Genomic DNA, 19,738 nt, shown 5'->3' with positions numbered 1-19,738 from the left:
TAAAGTCGACCTTCCGGGGTACAGGTGTGTGCTTACCTGTTCACGGTCGGTTTCGGGCGGAGGACGCACCGCCACGCGACGGCCACCCCACTCCCGCGACTCCTCCTCTGCCCGGGAGCCGCGGACCCCACGAGCCGACCGGTGTGGCGTGCCGCACCACTGAGCCAAAACGCCTTCCCCACCGGCCATCCGGTGTTAGGTTCCAGGAACGGTGCCTCCCACGTCGGTACCGACCCCGGCGGGTCGCGTACCCCGAGGACCGGACCGTGCGCGCCGTCCGCCCCGCTGGCCCGGCACTCCCGCTAGGACTAACTGTGATCGATCCAGTCAACAGCACGAACAACGTCCACGCCTCCACCGCGTTGTCCACCAAGATCATCGTCGCCGGGGGGTTCGGGGTCGGCAAGACCACGTTCGTCGGTGCCGTCTCGGAGATCCCGCCGGTGCGCACCGAGGCCGCGGTCACCGCCGCCAGCGCGGGCGTGGACGACCTCTCCCACACCCCGGACAAGACGAGCACCACGGTCGCGATGGACTTCGGCCGCATCTCGCTGGACACCGACCTGACCCTCTTCCTGTTCGGGACCCCGGGCCAGCAGCGCTTCTGGTTCATGTGGGACGACCTGGTCCGGGGTGCGCTGGGCGCCGTGATCCTGGCCGACACCCGCCGCCTGGAGGACACCTTCCAGGCGCTGGACTACTTCGAGCGCCAGTACCGGCTGCCCTTCGTCGTCGCGGTCAACGAGTTCGGCCCCGAGAACCCCCACAGCGCCGACGAACTGCGCGACGCCCTGGACCTGACCCCGGACGTGCCCGTCGTGCACTGCGACGCCCGCGACCGCAACTCCGTCGTCCGGGTCCTGGTGACCCTGGTCAAGCACGCCATGGCGGTGGAGGCCCGCCAGCGCCACCAGCGCCAGTTCGCCTGAGCCGTCGGGCGCCCCGTGGCGGACCGGGGGGCGGTTTGGACGCAACCGTCCGCACATGTGGGCGCCCGGGGTTCTTCCAACGGTTGTGTCCGGCGTTACCCTGTGGTGGTGTTCGGACGAATGGCGGAAGGCGTTCGCCGCTTCCTGGGCAAGCCCGGTGCGGTGGATCTGCGGCCCTATACCAAGCTCCTGTCGGCGATCGAGGCCGAGGAGGATGGTCTGCGTGAGCTCAGCGACACCGAGCTGACGGAGAAGGCCATCGAACTCGGCAACGCCGAACTCCCCTACGAGCGCGACGACCTCGTGTCGCTGTGCGCGGTCGGCCGCGAGGCCGCCCGGCGCTCACTCGACGAGCGGCCCTTCGACGTGCAGCTCCTCGGTGTCATGGCCCTGCTCGACGGCCACGTCGCCGAGATGGCCACGGGCGAGGGCAAGACGCTGGCGGGCGCCCTCGCCGCAGCGGGGTTCGCCCTGCGCGGCCGGCGCGTGCACCTGCTCAGCGTCAACGACTACCTGGCCCGGCGCGACGCCGAGTGGATGCGCCCCCTCTACGACATGCTCGGCGTCACCGTGGGCTGGATCACCGAGGACTCGACCCCCCAGGAGCGGCGCGCCGCCTACTCCTGCGAGGTGACCTACGCGGCCGTCAGCGAGCTGGGCTTCGACATCCTGCGCGACCGCATGGTCACCGACATCGCCGACCGGGTCGTGCCGCCGCCGCACGTGGCGATCATCGACGAGGCCGATTCGGTGCTCGTCGACGAGGCCCGTGTCCCGCTGGTCCTGGCCGGGGCCGCGGAGAGCGTGGACGCCGACGTGGAGATGGCCGACGTCGTGCGCGGGCTCAAGCCGCGCCTGCACTACGAGATCGACGGCGAGGGGCGCAACGTCCAGCTCACCGACGCCGGGATCGACGCGGTGGAGAAGGCGCTGGACGGGGTCGACCTGTACTCCGAGGACGACACCTCCGTCCTGCCGCAGGTCAACCTGGCACTGCACGCGCACGTGCTGCTCCAGCGCGACGTCCACTACGTGGTGCGCGACGGCGAGGTCCGCCTCATCAACGAGTCGCGCGGGCGCATCGCCCTGCTCCAGCGCTGGCCGGACGGCCTCCAGGCCGCGGTCGAGGCCAAGGAGAAGGTGGCGCTCAGCGAGACCGGCGAGGTGCTGGACTCCATCACCGTGCAGTCGCTCGTCCTGCGCTACCCCACGCGCGCCGGTATGACCGGTACCGCGATGGCCGTCGCCGAACAGCTCCGCGAGTTCTACGAGCTGGAGGTCGCGGTCATCCCCTCCAACAAGCCCAACGTCCGCGAGGACCACGGCTCGCGCCTGTACGCCACGCGCGAGGAGAAGGAGGACGCCCTCATCGCCAAGGTGGAGGAGGTCCACAAGTCCGGGCGGCCGATCCTCATCGGCACCCAGGACGTGGCCGAGTCCGAGCTGCTGGCGGGGCGTCTGCGCGATGCCGGGCTGGAGTGCGTGGTCCTCAACGCCAAGAACGACGCCGACGAGGCCGCCATCATCGCGGAGGCGGGCACCCACGGCGCCATCACGGTCTCCACCCAGATGGCCGGGCGCGGCACCGACATCCGGCTGGGCGGCAGCGACATGGCCGACCGCGAGCGGGTGGTGGAGACCGGCGGCCTGTACGTGATGGGCTTCGGCCGCTACCCCAGCAGCCGTCTCGACGGTCAGCTGCGCGGCCGCGCGGGGCGCCAGGGCGACCCGGGCGACTCCATCTTCTTCGTCAGCATGGACGACGACCTGGTGGTCAACCACGCCCCCGAGACCACGGGCTACCAGACCACCTCCGAGGGTGAGATCACCGACCAGGGCTGGCTGGCCATGATCGACCACGCGCAGCGCGTGGCCGAGGGGCAGCTGCTGGAGGTGCACCGCAACACCTGGCGCTACAACCAGCTGATCGACGTGCAGCGCGACGTGGTCCTGGAGCACCGGGAGATGGTGCTGACCGGGGACCAGGGCGACCGGCAGATCAGGGCGGACCGCAAGAAGCGGCACGAGGAGCTGCTGGAGGAGCTGGCCGGGAAGGGAACCGGGGCCGAGGAGGGTCCAGGGACCGGAGAGGGCGCCGAGGCGGAGGAGAACGCCGGGGCCGCCGGAAGCGGCGCCGACGCCGGGGCGGAGGAGTCGAACGAGGAGAAGGTCGCCCGGGCGGCCCGCCTCATCACCCTCTACCACCTGGACCGGGGCTGGACCGACCACAACGCCTTCCTGTCGGAGCTGAGGGAGGGCATCCACCTGCGCTTCCTGGGCCGTCGCGACCCGCTGGACGAGTTCAACCGCGACGCCGTGCCGGTCTTCAAGGGCTTCCTGGACGAGGCCCGGGCCAGGGCGGCCGAGAGCTTCGAGGAGCTGGAGGTCGTGGACGGCGAGCTGGACGTGAGCTCGGTGGGCGTCAAGCGCCCGTCGATGACGTGGACGTACATGGTGCACGACCACCCGTTCAGCTCCGCGTTCGAGACCCTGGTGGGCAGGCTCAAGGGCGGCCGGGGAAGCGGGAGCTGACCATTCCCCGCAGACGGATGCGCGGGTCGGGACCAAAGTCCCGGCCCGCGCATTACTTTTGTCAGCTACTCTGCTCGAAACGCCCCACAAGCCCGAAAACGGCATCACCAATTGCTCCGTCCGGGTTAACATGGCTGCGTTTTCAACGGAACCCGAGACGGTTGGGACGAAATTCACCGTGGTCCACGAGGTCGGTGCGCAGGAGAAGATCAGTTATGGACGGAACGACCGATTCGCGGGCGGTCCGGTGGGCGGGGGCAGTTTCTGGGTGGATGAGGACGGCCACCCGGTCGCCAAGATCGGCGGACCGAAGGAGTGGCGGCCCACGCCCATGATCGACGTCCGGGTGGGTGACGTGTTCAGCGTCGGCGGGCAGGCGTGGAGGGTGACCGACATTGTCGACGCGGATACTCCCTCCGCATATCTGCTGGCCACGCGAATAAGTTGACTCCGGGCCCCGGGCGAACGCCCGGGGCCTTCGTTTTCCTTGTTCCGGTGGGGGGCTGCAACCCCGTGCAACCTTTTACCGGAGGGGGATTGCCGACCTCCGGTTTTGTGGCCGACCGTCTTTTCGGGCGTCGACTGGCAAGGGTTTTGTTGCTTGTGTGACCCGTGGGAACCCGGGGGCTCCAGAGGTGAAGCGCCGGTGAAGGACGAGCATCGGCGCAGGTCACGGATGAGGGCGGCGTGCCCGCCAGCGCGAATCGAGACGTTCCGGTTATCTGATGGAGGGTGTTCGCGTTACCGGTTCCTCGTTAACGTCTGTGGAGCAAGGCGCGCCCCGGCAGCGGCCACAGGGAGGATCCCCCCACTCCCGGAGAGTCCACGGGCCGCTGCGCCCTGCCGCCCCAAGGCCGGTCCCAGGGGCTGTCCCCCGCCCCTGGGCCTGGCTGCCCCGCGTAGGCGGGGCGGTCTCTTCCGTCCCTCGCGTCGCGCGCGGGGCCCGGTTTCCCCGCTCCGGCGCGTCCGCGCCTCCTTCGCCGGATGTCCGCCGCGTGCTGTCCCGACGCTTCCCCGACTCTCCGCCCGGCGTCGAGTAGATCCTGTTCCTCCCGAGCATGGAGGCCTGTCCGTCCCGGTTCTCGTGGTGGGATCCGTGGCCCCGGGTCTTGCGGTAGAACGCGTTTCAGTATTAGTCTCTGGAGGTGCCCGCCCCGGTGAGGGCGCCCGGCGGCTCGACCGCGGGGCGTCAGCGGACGGCAGGCGAGGACGGTCGTCCGTCGAAGTCGGATCGCGCCCCGACTCCGGCGGACGGCGTCCGTTCTCCTGTCGGCCGCCCGTGCTCCGCCGCTAGGCGAGCAGGCGGCAGAGTTCGGTGAAGGTGGGGCACGGCCAGGCCAGGCGGCACCCCCGGCAGCGGTCCCCGTCCTCGTCCCCGTCGTCGGGGGCGTGCAGGTGCAGCAGGTCCACGCAGATCCCGGCCAGGGCGGACACCTCCTCGCGCGCGTTCGCGTAGAAGGCGACGTCGTTGATCCGGGCCAGGGCGCTGGAGCGGCCCGAGGCCGGGATGCCGACCGTGTCCGGTTCCCAGGGGACCGCACGCGCCGAGCGCTCCCGAATGCCCAGAACGCACTGGAGCACCCTCGCGTGCTCGGAGGGGTGGCCTCTCCCCGATGCTGGTCTGGTGAACGGCGACATCGCTGATCTCCCCCACCACGTGGATACGCGGGCTCACGTGGTAACACAGCGTATACCCAGCATTGCTCCTTGTCGCGACACGCGGAGGCGGGGCGGGAAAGAAGGGGGAAGGGAGGCGGCGGGCCGCCCGGGGGAAGGGGCGGCCCGCCGGAAGGGGAGACGGATCCTTGTGGACGCGGGGACCCGCTAGCCGCAGCCTCCGCCGCAGTTGCAGGAGCCGCCGCTCTGACAGCCGCAGCCGCAGCCCGAACCGCAGCTGCACCCACGCAGGTCGGGGGTCGTGGTCATCCGGTGAGTCACAGTCCCTCCAAGGGGATCGACAGCACCCGTGCGCGATCACGCCGGAGCCTCCCCGGTGGGAGGGGGCGTCACGGGCGCGTTGCCCGCAGGAGACCGTGCCCGTTCGCCGCCGCCGCCAACCGGGACGGGAGCCGGTGCCGCCGGGCCCGGGCACGCCCCGCGGCTCCCGCGGGGCACACTGACCTGTGCGGAGGGCCGACCGGAATCAGGCGAAGAAGGTCGGTGCGACCGCTGGACGGCGTGTCATTCGGTAGAGCCAAACCTGGCCGACGAACATGACCGGAATTACGGGAACAAGGGTCGCCCACACGAACACCGCGGTCGTGGAGGGGATCGGCGCCGAGGGCAGCTCCGGTGCCGCCAGTGCCACGAGCAGACCGGGGACGGCGATCGCCACCGCCGACGTGTGCCGCGACAGCATCGGCCCCACCAGGCCGCTCGTCGCCACCAGGGCCGTCAGCAGCACCGCGGTCAACACCGCGGTCAGCGCCGCGGCGGACCCGGGGGACAGGTCCGGGCCGCCGGGCAGCACGGCCGCCACCGCCGCCAGCGCCGCCGCCCCCAGGGCCAGACGCGCGAGCGGGCGCGTGTCCCGGGCGGCCACGTCCGCGCTCTCGGACTCGGCCGGGCCGACCAGCCGCTCGGCCCCGAAGGCCGCGCCGCGCAACGCGAACAGCGCCGCGACGGCGACCGCGCAGAGCGGTGTGAACGCGCTCGCGGTGAGGCCGCCCGCGAGCAGACCCGTCACCACCAGGCCCCACGCGGCGGCCAGGGCCCAACTGCCCCCGACGAGCGCGCAGTCGCAGACCAGCCGCCAGCGGTCGCCGTCCACGCGGGCGCGCAGCCACAGCCCCGCGTCGCGGACCAGCCATCCGGCCAGCAGGACGGCGAGCACGGGCCACAGTTCGGCGACCACGTGGTGCTCCAGGGCGGGGAACAGGCCCGCCAGGACCCCCACCGCGGCGACCAGCCACACCTCCGAGGCCAGGAAGTAGGGGGCGATGGCGGCGACCACGCGGCGGCGCTGCTCGGGACCGCGCGCCAGGCGCGGCATCAGCATGCCCAGGCCGATGTCGGCACCGGCCAGGACGAGGTAGCCCACGACGAGCAGGGCGAGGAGTGCGGAGGAGAGGAGGTCCATGGCGTGCGGCCTTCCGGGCTCAGTACGTGTGGACGGGGACGGCGGACCCACCGGGCTCCGCGGGGTCCTCGGGCGGCTGCGCGCGCTGCTCCGCCAGCGGCCCGCCCTCGGGGCCGCGCCGGGCGTAGCGCACCAGGAGCCAGCAGGTGACGGCGGCCAGGGCCGCGAAGGCGGCGGTGAAGAAACCGAAGGAGGCCGCGGCCGCGGCCGGGGACAGGGGGGTCACCGCGTCGGCCGTGGTCAGGTGGTGCACGACCGTCCACGGCTGGCGGTTGGTCTCCCGGAACACCCAGCCGCCGACGCTGGCCAGGTAGGGCAGGAACGGCGTCACCACCAGCGGGGCGAGGAACCACCTCCAGCGGTCGAGACCGCCGAGGGGCCAGGCCAGCAGCATGAGGGGGCCCAGGAGGAACATCAGCGCCCACGACGTCATCATCACCAGGTCGCCGGTCGTGTTGGCCGCCTCCAGGAGGGGGCCGCCCGGGTGCGCCGCCTCGATCGCCGCGATCTCCTCGGCGGTGTAGGTCAGCCCGCTCGTGGGCGGGTCCTGGCCGAACAGCCCGAACTGCACCCCGCCGAAGGCCGCCACGGGCATCGGCACGACGCACAGGACCAGCGTCGCGTAGCGGATACCGCGCCGGAAGACGCCGTGCGCGTCGTCGCGGCGGACGAGGTGGTAGCCGCTGGTCGCGGCGACGACCAGGGCGCCGACCAGAAGGGACCCGGTGACGATGTGACCGAAGGCCAGCACGGCCGCCGGATTGGTCATCAGCGCGACGGGGTCGGTCAGGTGCGCCACCCCGTCGACCATCTCGAAGCCGACGGGATTGCGCAGGAAGCCGTTGGAGACCAGCACCCACCAGGCCGAGGCGTACGCCGTCGCGGTGACCACGGCGAAGCAGGCCAGGTGCGCCCACCGGCCCATGCGGTCCCACCCGAGGATCCACAAACCCAGGAACGTGGACTCGACGAAGAACGCGGTCATCGTCTCCAGCGCCAGGGGAGCGGCGAAGGTGTAGCCGAACATCCCGTGCAGGCCGCTCCAGTTCAGCGCGAGCTGGAGTTCCATCACCAGCCCGGACAGGACGCCCATCCCGTAGTTGACCAGGTACAGGCCGCCCCAGAACCGCACGGCGGTCATCCGGGAGCGGTCGCCGCGCAGGGTGGCGACCAGCTGGGTGGCGAGGAGGTAGGGGGCCAGCCCGAGGGTCAGGGCCACGAACACGTAGTGGGTGGCGGCGGTCAGCGCGAACTGGAGCCGCGCCAGCAGGAGGGGGTCTTCGAACATCGTCGGGCCTCGCGTTCGGCGGTGGGAACGCGGTCAAGCATCCGACTGCGGCGAGGGCGGGCACATCGTCCAGGCGGGGGCTCCTCGCCGCCCCCTCCGAGGGTAGGGGCGGCGGCGGAGGTACTCCCGCGGGCGTAGGGGGCGACCCCGGGGCGGCCCCGGGGGAACCCCGGGAACGCTCCCGGGCGCACGCGGTCCGTCCTCACCGGCTCCACTTCGGGGTGACCAGGGCGGTCTCGTAGGCGATGACGACCAGCTGGGCTCGGTCGCGCACCCCCAGCTTGACCATGGCCCGGCTCACGTGGGTCTTGGCGGTGGCCGGGCTGAGCACGAGGTGGGCGGCGATCTCCTCGTTGGACAGGCCGCCGCCGACCAGGGCGACCACCTCGCGTTCGCGCTCGGTGAGCCCGTTCAGCCGGACCGACGGGTCGGGCGCGCTCGGCGGCCGGCGCGCGTAGTCGGCGATCAGCCGCCGGGTGATGCCCGGCGACAGCAGCGCCTCGCCGCCGTGCACCACCCGCACCGCCCGCAGCAGGTCCCCGGGCTCGGTGTCCTTGACCAGGAACCCGCTGGCGCCCGCGCGCAGCGCCTCGAAGATGTACTCGTCCAGGTCGAACGTGGTGAGGATGACGACCCGCGTCGCCTCCAGGGCGGGATCGGCCAGGATGCGCCCGGCGGCGGCCAGGCCGTCCACACCGGGCATGCGGATGTCCATGAGGACCACGTCCGGGCGTTCGGCGCGGGCCAGCCGGACGGCCTCCTCGCCGTCGGCGGCCTCGGCGACCACCTCGATGTCGGGGGCGCTGTCCAGCAGAGCGCGGAATCCCGCGCGTACCAGCGCCTGGTCGTCGGCGAGCAGTACCCGGATCAACGGGGCCTCGTTTCGTCGGTGTCGGGGGAGGGGACGGCCGGTGCCCGGCGGTCCGGTCCGGCGCCGTCGAGCGGGAGCCGGGCGCGCACCCGGAATCCTCCCTCCCGCAGGGGGCCCGCGTCCACCGTGCCGCCCACCAGCGCGGCGCGTTCGCGCATCCCGGTGATGCCGTTGCCCGCCGCCGGCGGCCCGACCGTCCCGGCGCCGTCGTCGGTGACCTCCACGACCAGCGAGGACGCGCGGTGCTCGATGCCCACCCGCGCCGAGGAGGCCCCGGAGTGGCGGACCACGTTCGTCAGCGCCTCCTGGACCGTGCGGTAGGCGGCCGACTCGGTGCTCACGGGCAGGTGCCCGGGCACACCGCTGACCTCCACGACCACGTCGATCCCCGCGCGGCGGGTGCCTTCGGCCAGCTCCTCCAGGCGGTCCAGTCCGGGGACCGGCGACCTCGGCGCGGCCTCGTCCACGGCGCGCAGCACGCCGAGCATGCCGCGCAGCTCGACCAGGGTGTCCTTGCTGGTCTGCTTGATGGTGGCCAGCGCCTCCGCGGCCCGCTGCGGCTCGGTCTCCATCAGGTACAGGGCGGTGCCCGCCTGCACGTTGATGAGGGAGATGTTGTGCGCCACCGTGTCGTGCACGTCCCGGGCCAGCCGGACGCGCTCCTCGGAGGCCCGGCGCAGCAGCTCCTCCTCCCGGGTGCGCAGGGACTCGGCCTCGCGCTCGTGGTCGGCCCGCAGGTACTCCTGCCGCCAGCGCACGACCTCGCCCGTGCACAGCAGGACGAGCACCCAGCCGACGATGCCGACCGCCTCGGGCCGGAAGGTCCCCGTCATGAGGAACTCGTAGCCGTTGACGGCCACGAACTGGCCCACGCCCAGCGTCCAGCCGAACACGCGGTACCCCCAGCGCACCAGGGTGTAGAGCATGACGGCGGTGCACAGCATGACCGCGCCGTCGGGGAAGCCCAGGGGGTAGTACACGGTGGAGGCGACGACCGACACCAGCCCGGCCGCGCGCGGATAGGCGGTGCGCCACAGGACGGCCAGGCAGGCCACCAGGATCAGCGCGTGGCCCCACGGCCAGGGGTCGGCCGCCCCCGCCTCCCGCTGGAGCGCGCTGACCAGCGCCGTGCTGCCCGTGGAGGCGGCGAGCAGGCCGAACGCGAGCCAGACGTCGGTGCGCGCGGGGCGGAGGAGTAGTGCTGCCACAACCCCGACAGTACGGGGGACCCCTCGGGGAGGCCGTCACCCCGGGGGAGGGTTTTCCGGAGGTGGTCTACTCCCCGGGGAGTAGACCACCTCCGGGCTAGAAGACGCCGTCCGGCGGAGCCGGGGAGTCGACGGCGTCGGCGTCGCGCACGGGGGACCGGCCCGAGACGAAGCGGTCCAGCTCCCCGCCCTCCAGAAGGCGGGCCATCTCCGGATCCCGGTGCGCGCGGCGGCCCAGCTCCTCCACGGGCAGGGGGCTGTGCGAGGCCGTCAGGACCAGGTTGCCGAACCGCCGCCCGCGCAGCACGCCCGGCTCCGCCGACAGCGCCGTGTGCGGCAGCGCCGTGCGCGCGGTCGCCACCTGGCTCCGGGTGTGGGCCAGGCCCCCGCCGTCGCCGATGTTGACCACCAGCATCCCGGTCGGCCGCAGGACGCGCGCCAGCTCGGCGTAGAACTCCGCCGACGTCAGGCGGGCCGGGGTGCGCGCGCCCGCGAACACGTCGCTGACCACCAGGTCCGCGCTGTCGGTGTGCCGGGCGGCGATCCACTCCCGGGCGTCGCCGACGCCCACGCGCAGCTGCGCCCTGCGGTCCCAGGGCAGCCGCCTGCGCACCATCTCGACCAGGGGCGCGTCCACGTCCACCGCGCGCTGCCGGGAGCCGGGACGGGTGTGCGCCACGTAGCGGGCCAGCGTCAGCGCGCCCGCGCCCAGGTGCAGGGCGTCCACGGCCTCCTCCGGCGGCGCCACGAGGTCGGCCGCGTGCGCGATGCGGCGCATGTAGGAGAAGTCCAGGTAGGAGGGGTCGGCCAGGTCCACGTGGGACTGGGGCGTACCGTCCACGACCAGGAACCACGAGTCGGGCCGGTCGGCGTCGGCGAGCAGCTCCGTGCCCGGGTTCCCGTCGTGCACGGCGTCCTCGCCGTCCCCGCCGGGCGCCGCTTCCCTCCGCGCGCCGCGTCTGCCCACGTCCGCCTCCGTTCGTCGGCCCCAAGACTACGCACAGGCCCGGGCGAGCGTGTCCGTGATCGCGCTAGCCTGGGGAACCCAGGTTTTTTAAGTCGCCAAGGTCTTTTTAGGTTTTGCAAGTTCCTTGGCATCTTTCACAAGTCCCACGAGGAGTGGCCGTGCTACTGCGGATGTCGACCCTGTTCCTGCGCACCCTGCGTGAGGACCCGGCGGACGCCGAGGTGCCGAGCCACAAGCTGCTCGTCCGCGGCGGGTTCGTGCGCCGGGCCGCACCCGGCGTCTACACCTGGCTGCCCCTGGGCAAGATCGTCCTGGAGAACGTCGCCCGGATCGTGCGCGAGGAGATGGACGCCATCGGCGCCCAGGAGGTGCTCCTGCCCGCGCTGCTGCCCCGCGAGTACTACGAGGCGACCGGGCGCTGGGAGGAGTACGGCGACACCCTGTTCCGCCTCAAGGACCGCAAGGGCGCCGACTACCTGCTCGGCCCCACCCACGAGGAGCTGTTCACGCTCCTGGTCAAGGGGGAGTACTCCTCCTACAAGGACTTCCCGGTCACGCTGTACCAGATCCAGGAGAAGTTCCGCGACGAGGCGCGTCCCCGCGCGGGCGTGCTGCGCGGCCGCGAGTTCCACATGAAGGACTCCTACTCCTTCGACATCGACGACGAGGGCCTGCGCGCGTCCTACGCCGACCACCGCGCCGCCTACATCCGCGTCTTCGACCGGCTGGGCCTGGAGTACGTGATCGTGTCGGCCACGTCGGGCGCCATGGGCGGATCGGCCTCGGAGGAGTTCCTGGCGGTCGCCCCGACCGGCGAGGACACCTTCGTGCGCAGCACGGAGTCCGACTACGCCGCCAACGTCGAGGCCGTGGCCGTCCCGGCCCCCGAAGCGCTCCCGGTCGAGGGGCTGCCCGAGGCCGCGGTCCACCACACCCCGGACACCGCCACCATCCAGACCCTGGTGGACTTCCTCAACGGCGCCGGGCTGGGCCGCGACTTCAGCGAGGCCGACACCCTCAAGAACGTCCTGGTCAAGACCCGCGCGCCCGGCGCCGAGGAGTGGGAGCTGCTGGCCGTCGGCCTGCCCGGCGACCGCGAGGTGGACCTCAAGCGCCTGGAGGCGGCGCTGGAGCCCGCCGAGGTCGCCCTGCTGGAGGAGGCGGACTTCGCGGCCAACCCCTTCCTGGTCAAGGGCTACATCGGCCCCCGCGCGCTGCTGGACAACAAGGTCCGCTACCTGGTCGACCCCCGGGTGGTCACCGGCACCTCGTGGGTGACCGGCGCGGACGAGGCCGACCACCACGTCGTCGGCCTGGTCGCGGGCCGCGACTTCGTCCCGGACGGCACCATCGACGTCGCCGAGGTGCGCGACGGCGACCCCTCGCCCGACGGCCGGGGCACCCTGTACACCGCGCGCGGCATCGAGATCGGCCACATCTTCCAGCTGGGCCGCAAGTACACCGACGCCTTCCAGGTGGACGCCCTGGGCCCCGACGGCAAGCCCCGGCGGGTCACCATGGGCTCCTACGGCATCGGCGTCTCGCGCGCCGTCGCCGCGGTCGTCGAGCAGTCCCACGACGACAAGGGCGTCGTCTGGCCGCGCGAGGTGGCGCCCGCCGACGTGCACGTGGTCGGCACCGGCAAGGGGGAACAGATCGAGGAGGCGCTGCGGATCGCCCGGGAGCTGGAGGCCAGGGGCCTGCGCGTCCTCGTGGACGACCGCAAGGGCGTCTCGCCCGGCGTCAAGTTCACCGACGCCGAACTCCTGGGCATCCCCACCGGCGTCATCGTCGGCCGCGGCCTCAAGGACGGCCTGGTGGAGCTGCGCGACCGCGCCACCGGAGACCGCGAGGAGGTCGCCCTGGCCGAGATCGTGGACCGCGCCGTCGCCGCCTGCCGCGCGTAGCGGGTGACGGGAGGGGGTAGGGCCCGCGAGGAGACCGCGGGCCCTACCCCCCGCCCGCAGGCGCTCCTTCGCGGGCGCTTTCCGGGCTAACCGGCCTCGTCGAAACCGGGCAGGGCGTCCAGCGCCCCGCCCCACTCCAGCAGGCGCACGGTCGTCTCCTGTAGCGCCCGGGCGCCGGTCACCCGCAGGTCGGTGTCCCGCGAGGCGGTCAGCCACAGGTGGGCGCGCGCGGCAGCCTGCTCCAGCCCCGCGGCGTAGGCGTCGACGGCCTCGTCGCCGTACTCGTCGGCGACCGGGTAGGAGGCCAGCGCGGGCGGCGGGTCCACGCCCCGCTCCACCGCCGCCGCGTGCAGCGCGTCCCGCAGCGCCTTGTGCTCGTGGGCGGTGCTCCCCGCGCGGTCGCGGCGGTCCTCGTCCTCGGCGGCCCCGCCGATGAACTCGTACCCGTACACGGCCGCGTGTTCGGCGCGCAGCGCCTCTGCCAGCGCCTGGGGGCCGGCGTCCGGTTCCTCGCCGGCGGACGCGGGACTCTCGCTCACCTTGCTACCTGCCTTCCGTCTGGGGGTGTGCGCCGCCACTACTCCTGGGCCAGCAGGTGGGCGTGCCCCGCCTCGCACGCGCCGATCGCGCTGATCAGCTGCGCCAGCGCGGAGTCGGTGACGGCGCCCGCCTGGTCCAGCCGGGCGCCGGTCGCCGCGGCCTCCAGCACGCGCAGCGCCGCCGTCCCCGGCGCCGTCTCCGCGACGGGGGCCTCCTCGGGGGAGGAGGGGCCGCCGGAAGGCTCGGCGGAGGGGGAGGGGGCGTCCTCGGGCAGGGACTCCAGCAGCGCGTCCAGGTGGGACAGGTGGTGTTCCAGGAACCGCTCCAGCAGTTCGACCGGCCCCGTCCCCTCGGCGACCGCGGCCTCGTAGCGCGCGATCATCCGCTCCTTCTCCCGGACCACCGCCCGCAGTACGTACACGTCCGGGGTCACGTCGGAGGGGTACCACTCGGTACGGCCGCACCCGGCCAGGCCCACGGCGCCCACAGCGGCCGTCGCGCCCAGCACCGTGCGACGGCTGACACAGCCGATCCCCACGCGCTCCCCCTCCCGTGCGGTGGGGCCGCCCGCGGCGGCCCCCCGGCCCCCATCCTTCCACGTCCCGTACCGCGCGGGGGACGCCGCCGCGTGGGCCGGGCCCCGGAGGCCACGCGCCGACGCGCCCCGGCCACCGACGGCGACCTGGAGGGGTTCCGGGTGTGGATACCCTTGCAGCACAACCGCCGTCGCACGCGACGCGCGGTCGGCCCGCGTCCCCGCACCAGGGGGCGGGCCGCTGAAGTCGAAGACTACGTACAGAGCTGGACCGCCCCGTACACCGGCCCGACGGCCGCGCGGGCGGGATCTTCGCCGTTGGAGGAGCAGGACCACATGGGAGCGCAGGCGCGCGAGGAGCGCATCGCCGAGCTGCTGGAGCCGGTACTGGCCGAGGCCGGACTGGACCTGGAGGCCGTCGAACTCACACCGGCCGGCAAGCGACGGGTGCTGCGCGTGGTCGTGGACTCCGACAACGGGGTCGACCTGGACACGGTCGGCGAGGTCAGCCAGGAGGTGAACACCGTGCTGGACTCCTCCGACGTCATGGGCGCGCAGCCCTACGTCCTGGAGGTCACCTCGCCCGGGGTGGACCGTCCGCTGACCGAGCCGAGGCACTGGCGCCGTTCCCGAGGCCGCCTGGTGATCGCCTCCCTCGCCGAGGGAGGCAAGGTCACCGGGCGCGTCACCGGCGCCGACGACGACGGGGTCACCCTGGACGTCGAGGGCCAGCCCCGCACCTTCACCCACGCCGAACTCGGCAAGGGCAGGGTCCAGGTGGAATTCCGCCACGATGCCGACACCGACGCGGCGGACTAGAGGGGGAGCCCCGTGGACATTGACATGAGCGTTCTGCGCAGCCTGGAACGCGAGAAGGACATCTCCGTCGAACTCGTGGCCAAGGCCATCGAGGACGCGCTTCTGATCGCCTACCACCGCGAGGAGGGCCCGGAGAAGCGGGCCCGCGTCGAGCTCAACCGCTCCACCGGCCACGTGACCGTGTGGGTGGCCGAGACCGACGAGGACGGCGAGTCCGTCGGCGAGTTCGACGGCACCCCCACCGGGTTCGGCCGCATCGCGACCTCCACCGCCAAGCAGGTCATCCTCCAGCGTCTGCGCGACGCCGAGGACGAGCTGACCCTGGGCGAGTTCGCCGGGCGCGAGCACGACATCGTCTCCGGCATCATCCAGCAGGGCAAGGACCCCCGCAACGTGCTGGTGGACCTCGGCAAGATCGAGGCGGTCCTGCCGCCGCAGGAGCAGGTGCCCACCGAGACCTACACCCACGGCGAGCGCCTGCGCGCCTACGTCGTGCAGGTCCGCAAGGGCCACCGCGGCCCCTCGGTCACCCTCTCGCGCACGCACCCCAACCTGGTGCGCAAGCTCTTCGAGCTGGAGGTCCCCGAGATCGCCGACGGCACCGTGGAGATCGCGGCGATCGCCAGGGAGGCGGGCCACCGCACCAAGATGGCCGTCCACTCCAACCGCGGCGGGGTCAACGCCAAGGGCGCCTGCATCGGCCCGCTCGGCAGCCGCGTCCGCAACGTCATGGCCGAACTCCACGGGGAGAAGATCGACATCGTCGACTACTCCGAGGACCCGGCCGTGTTCGTCGCCAACGCCCTGTCCCCGGCGCGGGTCAACTCCGTGGAAATCCTCGACATGGCCTCCCGCGTCGCCCGCGTGATCGTGCCCGACTACCAGCAGTCCCTCGCGATCGGCAAGGAGGGCCAGAACGCCCGTCTGGCCGCACGTCTGACCGGCTGGCGCATCGACATCCGCTCCGACGCCGAGCCCGTCGGCGAGCCGGAACGGGAGGGCGCCGCCGAGGGCGACGACACCGCCGCGACGGGCTGATCGGGTCGCGCTCATGCCTCGACGCGATAGGGTGGCCCATGACGGTCCCGACCGCCCCGTGCGTACCTGCGTGGGGTGTCGGTCGCGGGCAGTCCAGTCCGACCTCGTGCGGCTGGTGGCCGAGGGCACGGTCATCACGCCCGACACCCGGGGTCGTCTTCCGGGGCGCGGCGCCTACCTGCACCGCGATCGGCGGTGCTTCGAGCTCGCCGAACGGCGCAGGGCCTGGTCACGCGCCTACCGGAGGGGAGCGGGCGCCGACGGGTGGGACGTCTCACCCGTGGCGGCCCTGATCGACGCCGCCCCGCGTGGCGGATCGGGTCAACGTTCCCGATAGGGTTGGAATGTCTGGACCGACTTCTGGGTTGTACGGACCGAGGTCGGCGTCCAGTGCTGTGTCGGCACGCAGAAGCTGGCCCATTGTTGTGTAGCGATGAGGAAGCAGGTCGAGATTGCGATGAGCGCCTGATGAGTACGCAGCGATGAGTAACTCGAGCTAACGACGGTCCGGCACAAGCCCATGTCCCGGACCGAAGCTGAAGGAGAGTAGTGGCGAAGGTCCGGGTATATGAACTCGCCAAGGAGTTCGGTGTAGAGAGCAAGGCCGTTCTGGCCAAGCTCAACGAGATGGGTGAATTCGTCCGTTCGGCGTCCTCGACCATAGAGGCCCCCGTCGTACGACGCCTCCAGGAAGCTTTCAACAACGGTTCCGACGGCGGTCGCAAGGGTTCGGCTCCCAAGCCCGGCCCGCGTCCCGCCGCGGACAACGGCGCCGCCCCGAAGCCGGGTCCGGCCCCCAAGCCCGGCCCCAGGCCGAGCCCCGCGCCCAAGGCGAGCCCGCAGAGCGAGGCCGCTCCGCGTGCGAACGCGCCCAAGCCCGGCCCCAAGGCTCCCCGCGGCGAGGCTGGCGCCCGCCCCGGCGGCGCCCCCAAGCCCGGTGCCCCGGCGGGTCCCGGCGGCCGTTCCGAGGGTGGCCGTCCCGAGGGCGGTCGTCCCGAAGGCGGCCGTTCGGAGGGTGGCCGTCCCGACCGTGCCCAGCGCGGCGGTGAGCGCCCCGAGCGCGGCGACCGTCCCGAGCGCGGTGAGCGCCCCGAGCGCGGCGACCGTTCCGAGCGCGGCGGGCCCCGTCCCGGCCCGCGCCCGTCCGGTCCCCGTCCGGGTAACAACCCGTTCGCGTCCAACGCCTCCGGCATGGGCTCCAAGCCGGCCGCCCCGCGGCCCGGCGGCGGTGCTCCGCGTCCGGGCGGTCCTCGTCCGGGTCCGCGTCCCGGCCCGCAGGGCGGCGGCGAACAGCGCGCCCCGCGTCCCGGTGGTGCGGCGGGCGCTCCGCGTCCGGGCGGTCCTCGTCCGGGTCCGCGTCCCGGCCCGCAGGGCGGCGGCGAACAGCGCGCCCCGCGTCCCGGCGGTGCGGCGGGCGCTCCGCGTCCGGGCGGTGCCGCGGGTCCCCCGCGTCCCGGTCCCCGGCCCGGCGGTCCGCGCCCCAGCCCGATGAACATGCCCTCGTCCCGTCCGGCCGCACCCGCGGGTGGCGGTCGCGGCGGTGGCGGCGGCCGTCCCGGCGGCGGCGGTGGCCGTGGCCGCGGGGGAGCCCCCGCGGGTTCCGGTCCGCGTCCCGGCGGTGTCGGTGGTGGCGGCGGCGGTCGTCCGGGTGGCTTCGGTGGCCGTCCCGGCGGCGGTGGCCGCGGTCGCGGCGGCGGTACGGCCGGTGCGTTCGGACGCCCCGGCGGCCGTCCCGGACGCGCCCGCAAGTCCAAGAAGCAGCGGCGCCAGGAGTTCCACGACTTCCAGGCCCCGTCGTTCGGCGGCGTCAAGATCCCGAGCGGCAACGACCAGACCATCCGCCTGTCCCGCGGCGCCTCGCTGTCGGACTTCGGCGACAAGATCGACGTCAACCCGGCGTCGCTCGTCCAGGTGATGATGCACCTGGGTGAGATGGTCACCGCGACCCAGTCCCTTCCGGACGAGACCCTGATGCTGCTGGGCGAGGAGCTCAAGTACAGGATCGAGGTCGTCAGCCCGGAGGACGAGGACCGCGAGCTGCTGGAGTCCTTCTCCATCGAGTTCGGTGAGGACGAGGGCACCGCGGAGGACCTGCGTCCGCGTCCGCCGGTGGTCACCGTCATGGGTCACGTCGACCACGGTAAGACCCGACTGCTGGACACCATCCGCAAGACCAACGTCGTCAGCGGCGAGGCCGGCGGTATCACCCAGCACATCGGTGCCTACCAGGTCGCCACCGAGGTGGACGGCGAAGAGCGCAAGATCACCTTCATCGACACCCCGGGTCACGAGGCGTTCACCGCCATGCGTGCCCGCGGTGCCAAGGTCACCGACATCGCGGTGCTGGTCGTGGCCGCCGACGACGGCGTCAAGCCGCAGACGGCGGAGGCCATCGACCACGCCAAGGCGGCCGAGGTGCCGATCGTGGTCGCGGTCAACAAGATCGACGTCGAGGGCGCCGACCCGCAGCGGGTCCGCGCGCAGCTCACCGAGTACGGCCTGGTGGCCGAGGAGTACGGCGGCGACGTCCAGTTCGTGGACATCTCCGCGCTCAAGGGCGACAACATCGACGCCCTGCTCGAGTCGATCGTGCTGACCTCCGACGCCGCGCTCGATCTCCAGGCCAACCCGGAGATGGACGCGCAGGGTCTGGCCATCGAGGCCTACCTGGACCGCGGCCGCGGTTCCATGGCCACGGTGCTGGTCCAGCGCGGCACGCTCAACGTCGGTGACTCGATCGTCTGCGGTGACGCCTTCGGCCGCGTCCGCGCCATGCTCGACGAGCACGGCCAGAACGTGCAGAGCGCCGAGCCGTCCCGTCCGGTGCAGGTACTGGGTCTGACCAACGTTCCCAGCGCCGGTGACAACTTCCTGGTCGTCAAGGACGACCGGGTGGCGCGGCAGATCGCCCAGCAGCGCGAGGCGCGTGAGCGCTTCGCCCAGCAGGCGCGTTCGGCCCGCCGGGTCACCCTCGACAACTGGCAGAACGCCCTGAAGGAGGGCGAGCGCTCCGAGCTGCTCCTCCTCATCAAGGGTGACATGTCCGGTTCCGTCGAGGCGCTGGAGGAGTCCCTGCTCAAGATCGACGCCGGTGGCGACGAGGTGAGCATCCGGGTCATCGGGCGCGGTGTCGGCGCGATCACGCAGAACGACATCAACCTGGCGGCCTCCGCCGAGGCGATCATCGTCGGCTTCAACGTTCGGCCCGAGGGCAAGAACAGCGAGCTGGCCGACCGCATGGGCGTGGACATCCGGTACTACTCGGTGATCTACCAGGCCATCGACGAGGTCGAGGCCGCGGTCAAGGGTCTGCTCAAGCCGATCTACGAAGAGGTCCAGCTCGGCAGCGCGGAGATCCGCGAGGTCTTCAAGGTGCCGAAGATCGGCAACATCGCCGGTTCGATCGTCCGCAGCGGCCTGATCCGCCGCAACTCCAAGGCGCGGCTCATCCGCGACGGGGTCGTCATCTCCGAGAACCTCAACGTGGAGTCCCTGCGTCGGTTCAAGGACGACGCGACCGAGGTCCGCGAGGGCTTCGAGTGCGGTATCGGCGTCGGCTACAACGACCTGCGTGTCGAGGACGTCATCGAGACGTACGAGATGCAGGAGAAGCCCCGCGACTGATCCTCGCGGAGCATGACCAGACGGGGCCCCGGCCGTGCGGCCGGGGCCCCGCGTTTCACGCCGCCGACAGCGGCGGACACCTCCACACACCACAGGTGATCACTTGTACGTTGGGGCGCTGACCCTGGACGTCCTTCTCGGTGACGTCCACTCGCTCAAACAGAAGCGTTCGCTGGTCCGACCCGTCGTCTCCGAGCTGCGCCGCAAGTTCTCGGTCTCGGTCTCCGAGGCGGGCGACCAGGACCTGTACCGCCGGGCCAAGATCGGTGTCGCGGTGGTCGCGCCGACGGCGGCGCACGCCCGGGAGCTGATGGACTCCTGCGAGAGCTTCGTCGCGGGCCGTCCCGAACTGGAGCTGCTCTCCGCCAGGCAGCGGCTCTTCAACGAAGAGGAAGACTGAC

Annotated in this window: 17 protein-coding genes; 9 read left to right on the top strand and 8 right to left on the bottom strand. The window is 72.6% G+C overall.

Going from position 1 to position 19,738, the window contains the following annotated elements:
* Positions 1-314: 314 nt before the first annotated feature.
* From EV372_RS04315 to EV372_RS04305, 3 genes are all read left to right on the top strand, one after another.
* Complete coding sequence (locus EV372_RS04315; RefSeq protein ID WP_130394950.1) at positions 315-929, top strand: GTP-binding protein; 615 nt, start codon at positions 315-317, stop codon at positions 927-929.
* Positions 930-1,049: 120 nt separating this feature from the next.
* Entirely contained in the window at positions 1,050-3,461 is a 2,412-nt protein-coding gene (gene secA2 / locus EV372_RS04310; protein WP_130394949.1) for an accessory Sec system translocase SecA2, read from the top strand.
* Positions 3,462-3,639: 178 nt separating this feature from the next.
* Positions 3,640-3,909, top strand: coding sequence for a DUF6406 domain-containing protein (locus EV372_RS04305; protein WP_019607990.1), 270 nt, complete (start codon positions 3,640-3,642; stop codon positions 3,907-3,909).
* Between the two features lie 842 nt (positions 3,910-4,751).
* Here the strand turns inward: EV372_RS04305 and EV372_RS04300 are convergent.
* From EV372_RS04300 to EV372_RS04275, 6 genes are all read right to left on the bottom strand, one after another.
* Positions 4,752-5,099, bottom strand: coding sequence for a hypothetical protein (locus tag EV372_RS04300; protein WP_130394948.1), 348 nt, complete (start codon positions 5,097-5,099; stop codon positions 4,752-4,754).
* Between the two features lie 505 nt (positions 5,100-5,604).
* Positions 5,605-6,540, bottom strand: coding sequence for a cytochrome d ubiquinol oxidase subunit II (locus tag EV372_RS04295; RefSeq protein WP_130394947.1), 936 nt, complete (start codon positions 6,538-6,540; stop codon positions 5,605-5,607).
* Positions 6,541-6,559: 19 nt separating this feature from the next.
* Complete coding sequence (locus EV372_RS04290; RefSeq protein WP_130394946.1) at positions 6,560-7,828, bottom strand: cytochrome ubiquinol oxidase subunit I; 1,269 nt, start codon at positions 7,826-7,828, stop codon at positions 6,560-6,562.
* A 202-nt stretch (positions 7,829-8,030) separates the two neighbouring features.
* Positions 8,031-8,699 (bottom strand): response regulator, encoded by a 669-nt coding sequence (locus tag EV372_RS04285; RefSeq protein WP_130394945.1) that lies wholly within the window; start codon positions 8,697-8,699, stop codon positions 8,031-8,033.
* The gene (locus EV372_RS04280; protein WP_130394944.1) at positions 8,696-9,907 is read right to left on the bottom strand and encodes a sensor histidine kinase; all 1,212 of its coding nucleotides are present in this window, start codon (positions 9,905-9,907) and stop codon (positions 8,696-8,698) included. Before EV372_RS04280 ends, EV372_RS04285 begins: the two co-directional genes overlap by 4 nt.
* A gap of 97 nt (positions 9,908-10,004) precedes the next feature.
* Positions 10,005-10,874, bottom strand: a complete 870-nt coding sequence (locus EV372_RS04275) for a spermidine synthase (RefSeq protein ID WP_486484095.1) — start codon at positions 10,872-10,874, stop codon at positions 10,005-10,007.
* A 170-nt stretch (positions 10,875-11,044) separates the two neighbouring features.
* On the opposite strand from EV372_RS04275, the gene EV372_RS04270 reads away from it, so the two are divergent.
* The gene (locus tag EV372_RS04270) at positions 11,045-12,781 is read left to right on the top strand and encodes a proline--tRNA ligase (protein WP_130398751.1); all 1,737 of its coding nucleotides are present in this window, start codon (positions 11,045-11,047) and stop codon (positions 12,779-12,781) included.
* 86 nt (positions 12,782-12,867) lie between these two features.
* On the opposite strand, the gene EV372_RS04265 is transcribed toward EV372_RS04270, so the two are convergent.
* Positions 12,868-13,320: a ferritin-like domain-containing protein gene (locus EV372_RS04265; protein ID WP_130394943.1), complete on the bottom strand. Its 453-nt coding sequence runs from the start codon at positions 13,318-13,320 to the stop codon at positions 12,868-12,870.
* 38 nt (positions 13,321-13,358) lie between these two features.
* Positions 13,359-13,859, bottom strand: coding sequence for a hypothetical protein (locus tag EV372_RS04260; RefSeq protein WP_130394942.1), 501 nt, complete (start codon positions 13,857-13,859; stop codon positions 13,359-13,361).
* A gap of 333 nt (positions 13,860-14,192) precedes the next feature.
* On the opposite strand from EV372_RS04260, the gene rimP reads away from it, so the two are divergent.
* The 5 genes from rimP (at position 14,193) to EV372_RS04235 (ending at position 19,737) form a co-directional block, all read left to right on the top strand.
* Positions 14,193-14,675, top strand: coding sequence for a ribosome maturation factor RimP (gene rimP, locus EV372_RS04255; protein WP_130394941.1), 483 nt, complete (start codon positions 14,193-14,195; stop codon positions 14,673-14,675).
* A 24-nt stretch (positions 14,676-14,699) separates the two neighbouring features.
* On the top strand, positions 14,700-15,713 hold the full coding sequence (gene nusA, locus EV372_RS04250) for a transcription termination factor NusA (protein WP_130394940.1): 1,014 nt from the start codon (positions 14,700-14,702) through the stop codon (positions 15,711-15,713).
* Positions 15,714-15,726: 13 nt separating this feature from the next.
* The gene (locus tag EV372_RS04245; RefSeq protein ID WP_081461755.1) at positions 15,727-16,050 is read left to right on the top strand and encodes a YlxR family protein; all 324 of its coding nucleotides are present in this window, start codon (positions 15,727-15,729) and stop codon (positions 16,048-16,050) included.
* Positions 16,051-16,262: 212 nt separating this feature from the next.
* Entirely contained in the window at positions 16,263-19,337 is a 3,075-nt protein-coding gene (gene infB, locus EV372_RS04240; RefSeq protein ID WP_130394939.1) for a translation initiation factor IF-2, read from the top strand.
* Positions 19,338-19,440: 103 nt separating this feature from the next.
* Complete coding sequence (locus tag EV372_RS04235; RefSeq protein ID WP_013154599.1) at positions 19,441-19,737, top strand: DUF503 domain-containing protein; 297 nt, start codon at positions 19,441-19,443, stop codon at positions 19,735-19,737.
* Position 19,738: the final 1 nt, after the last annotated feature.

It is taken from the genome of Nocardiopsis sp. CNZ308, from assembly GCF_004217075.1.
This window is presented reverse-complemented; position numbering and strand designations above follow the sequence as displayed.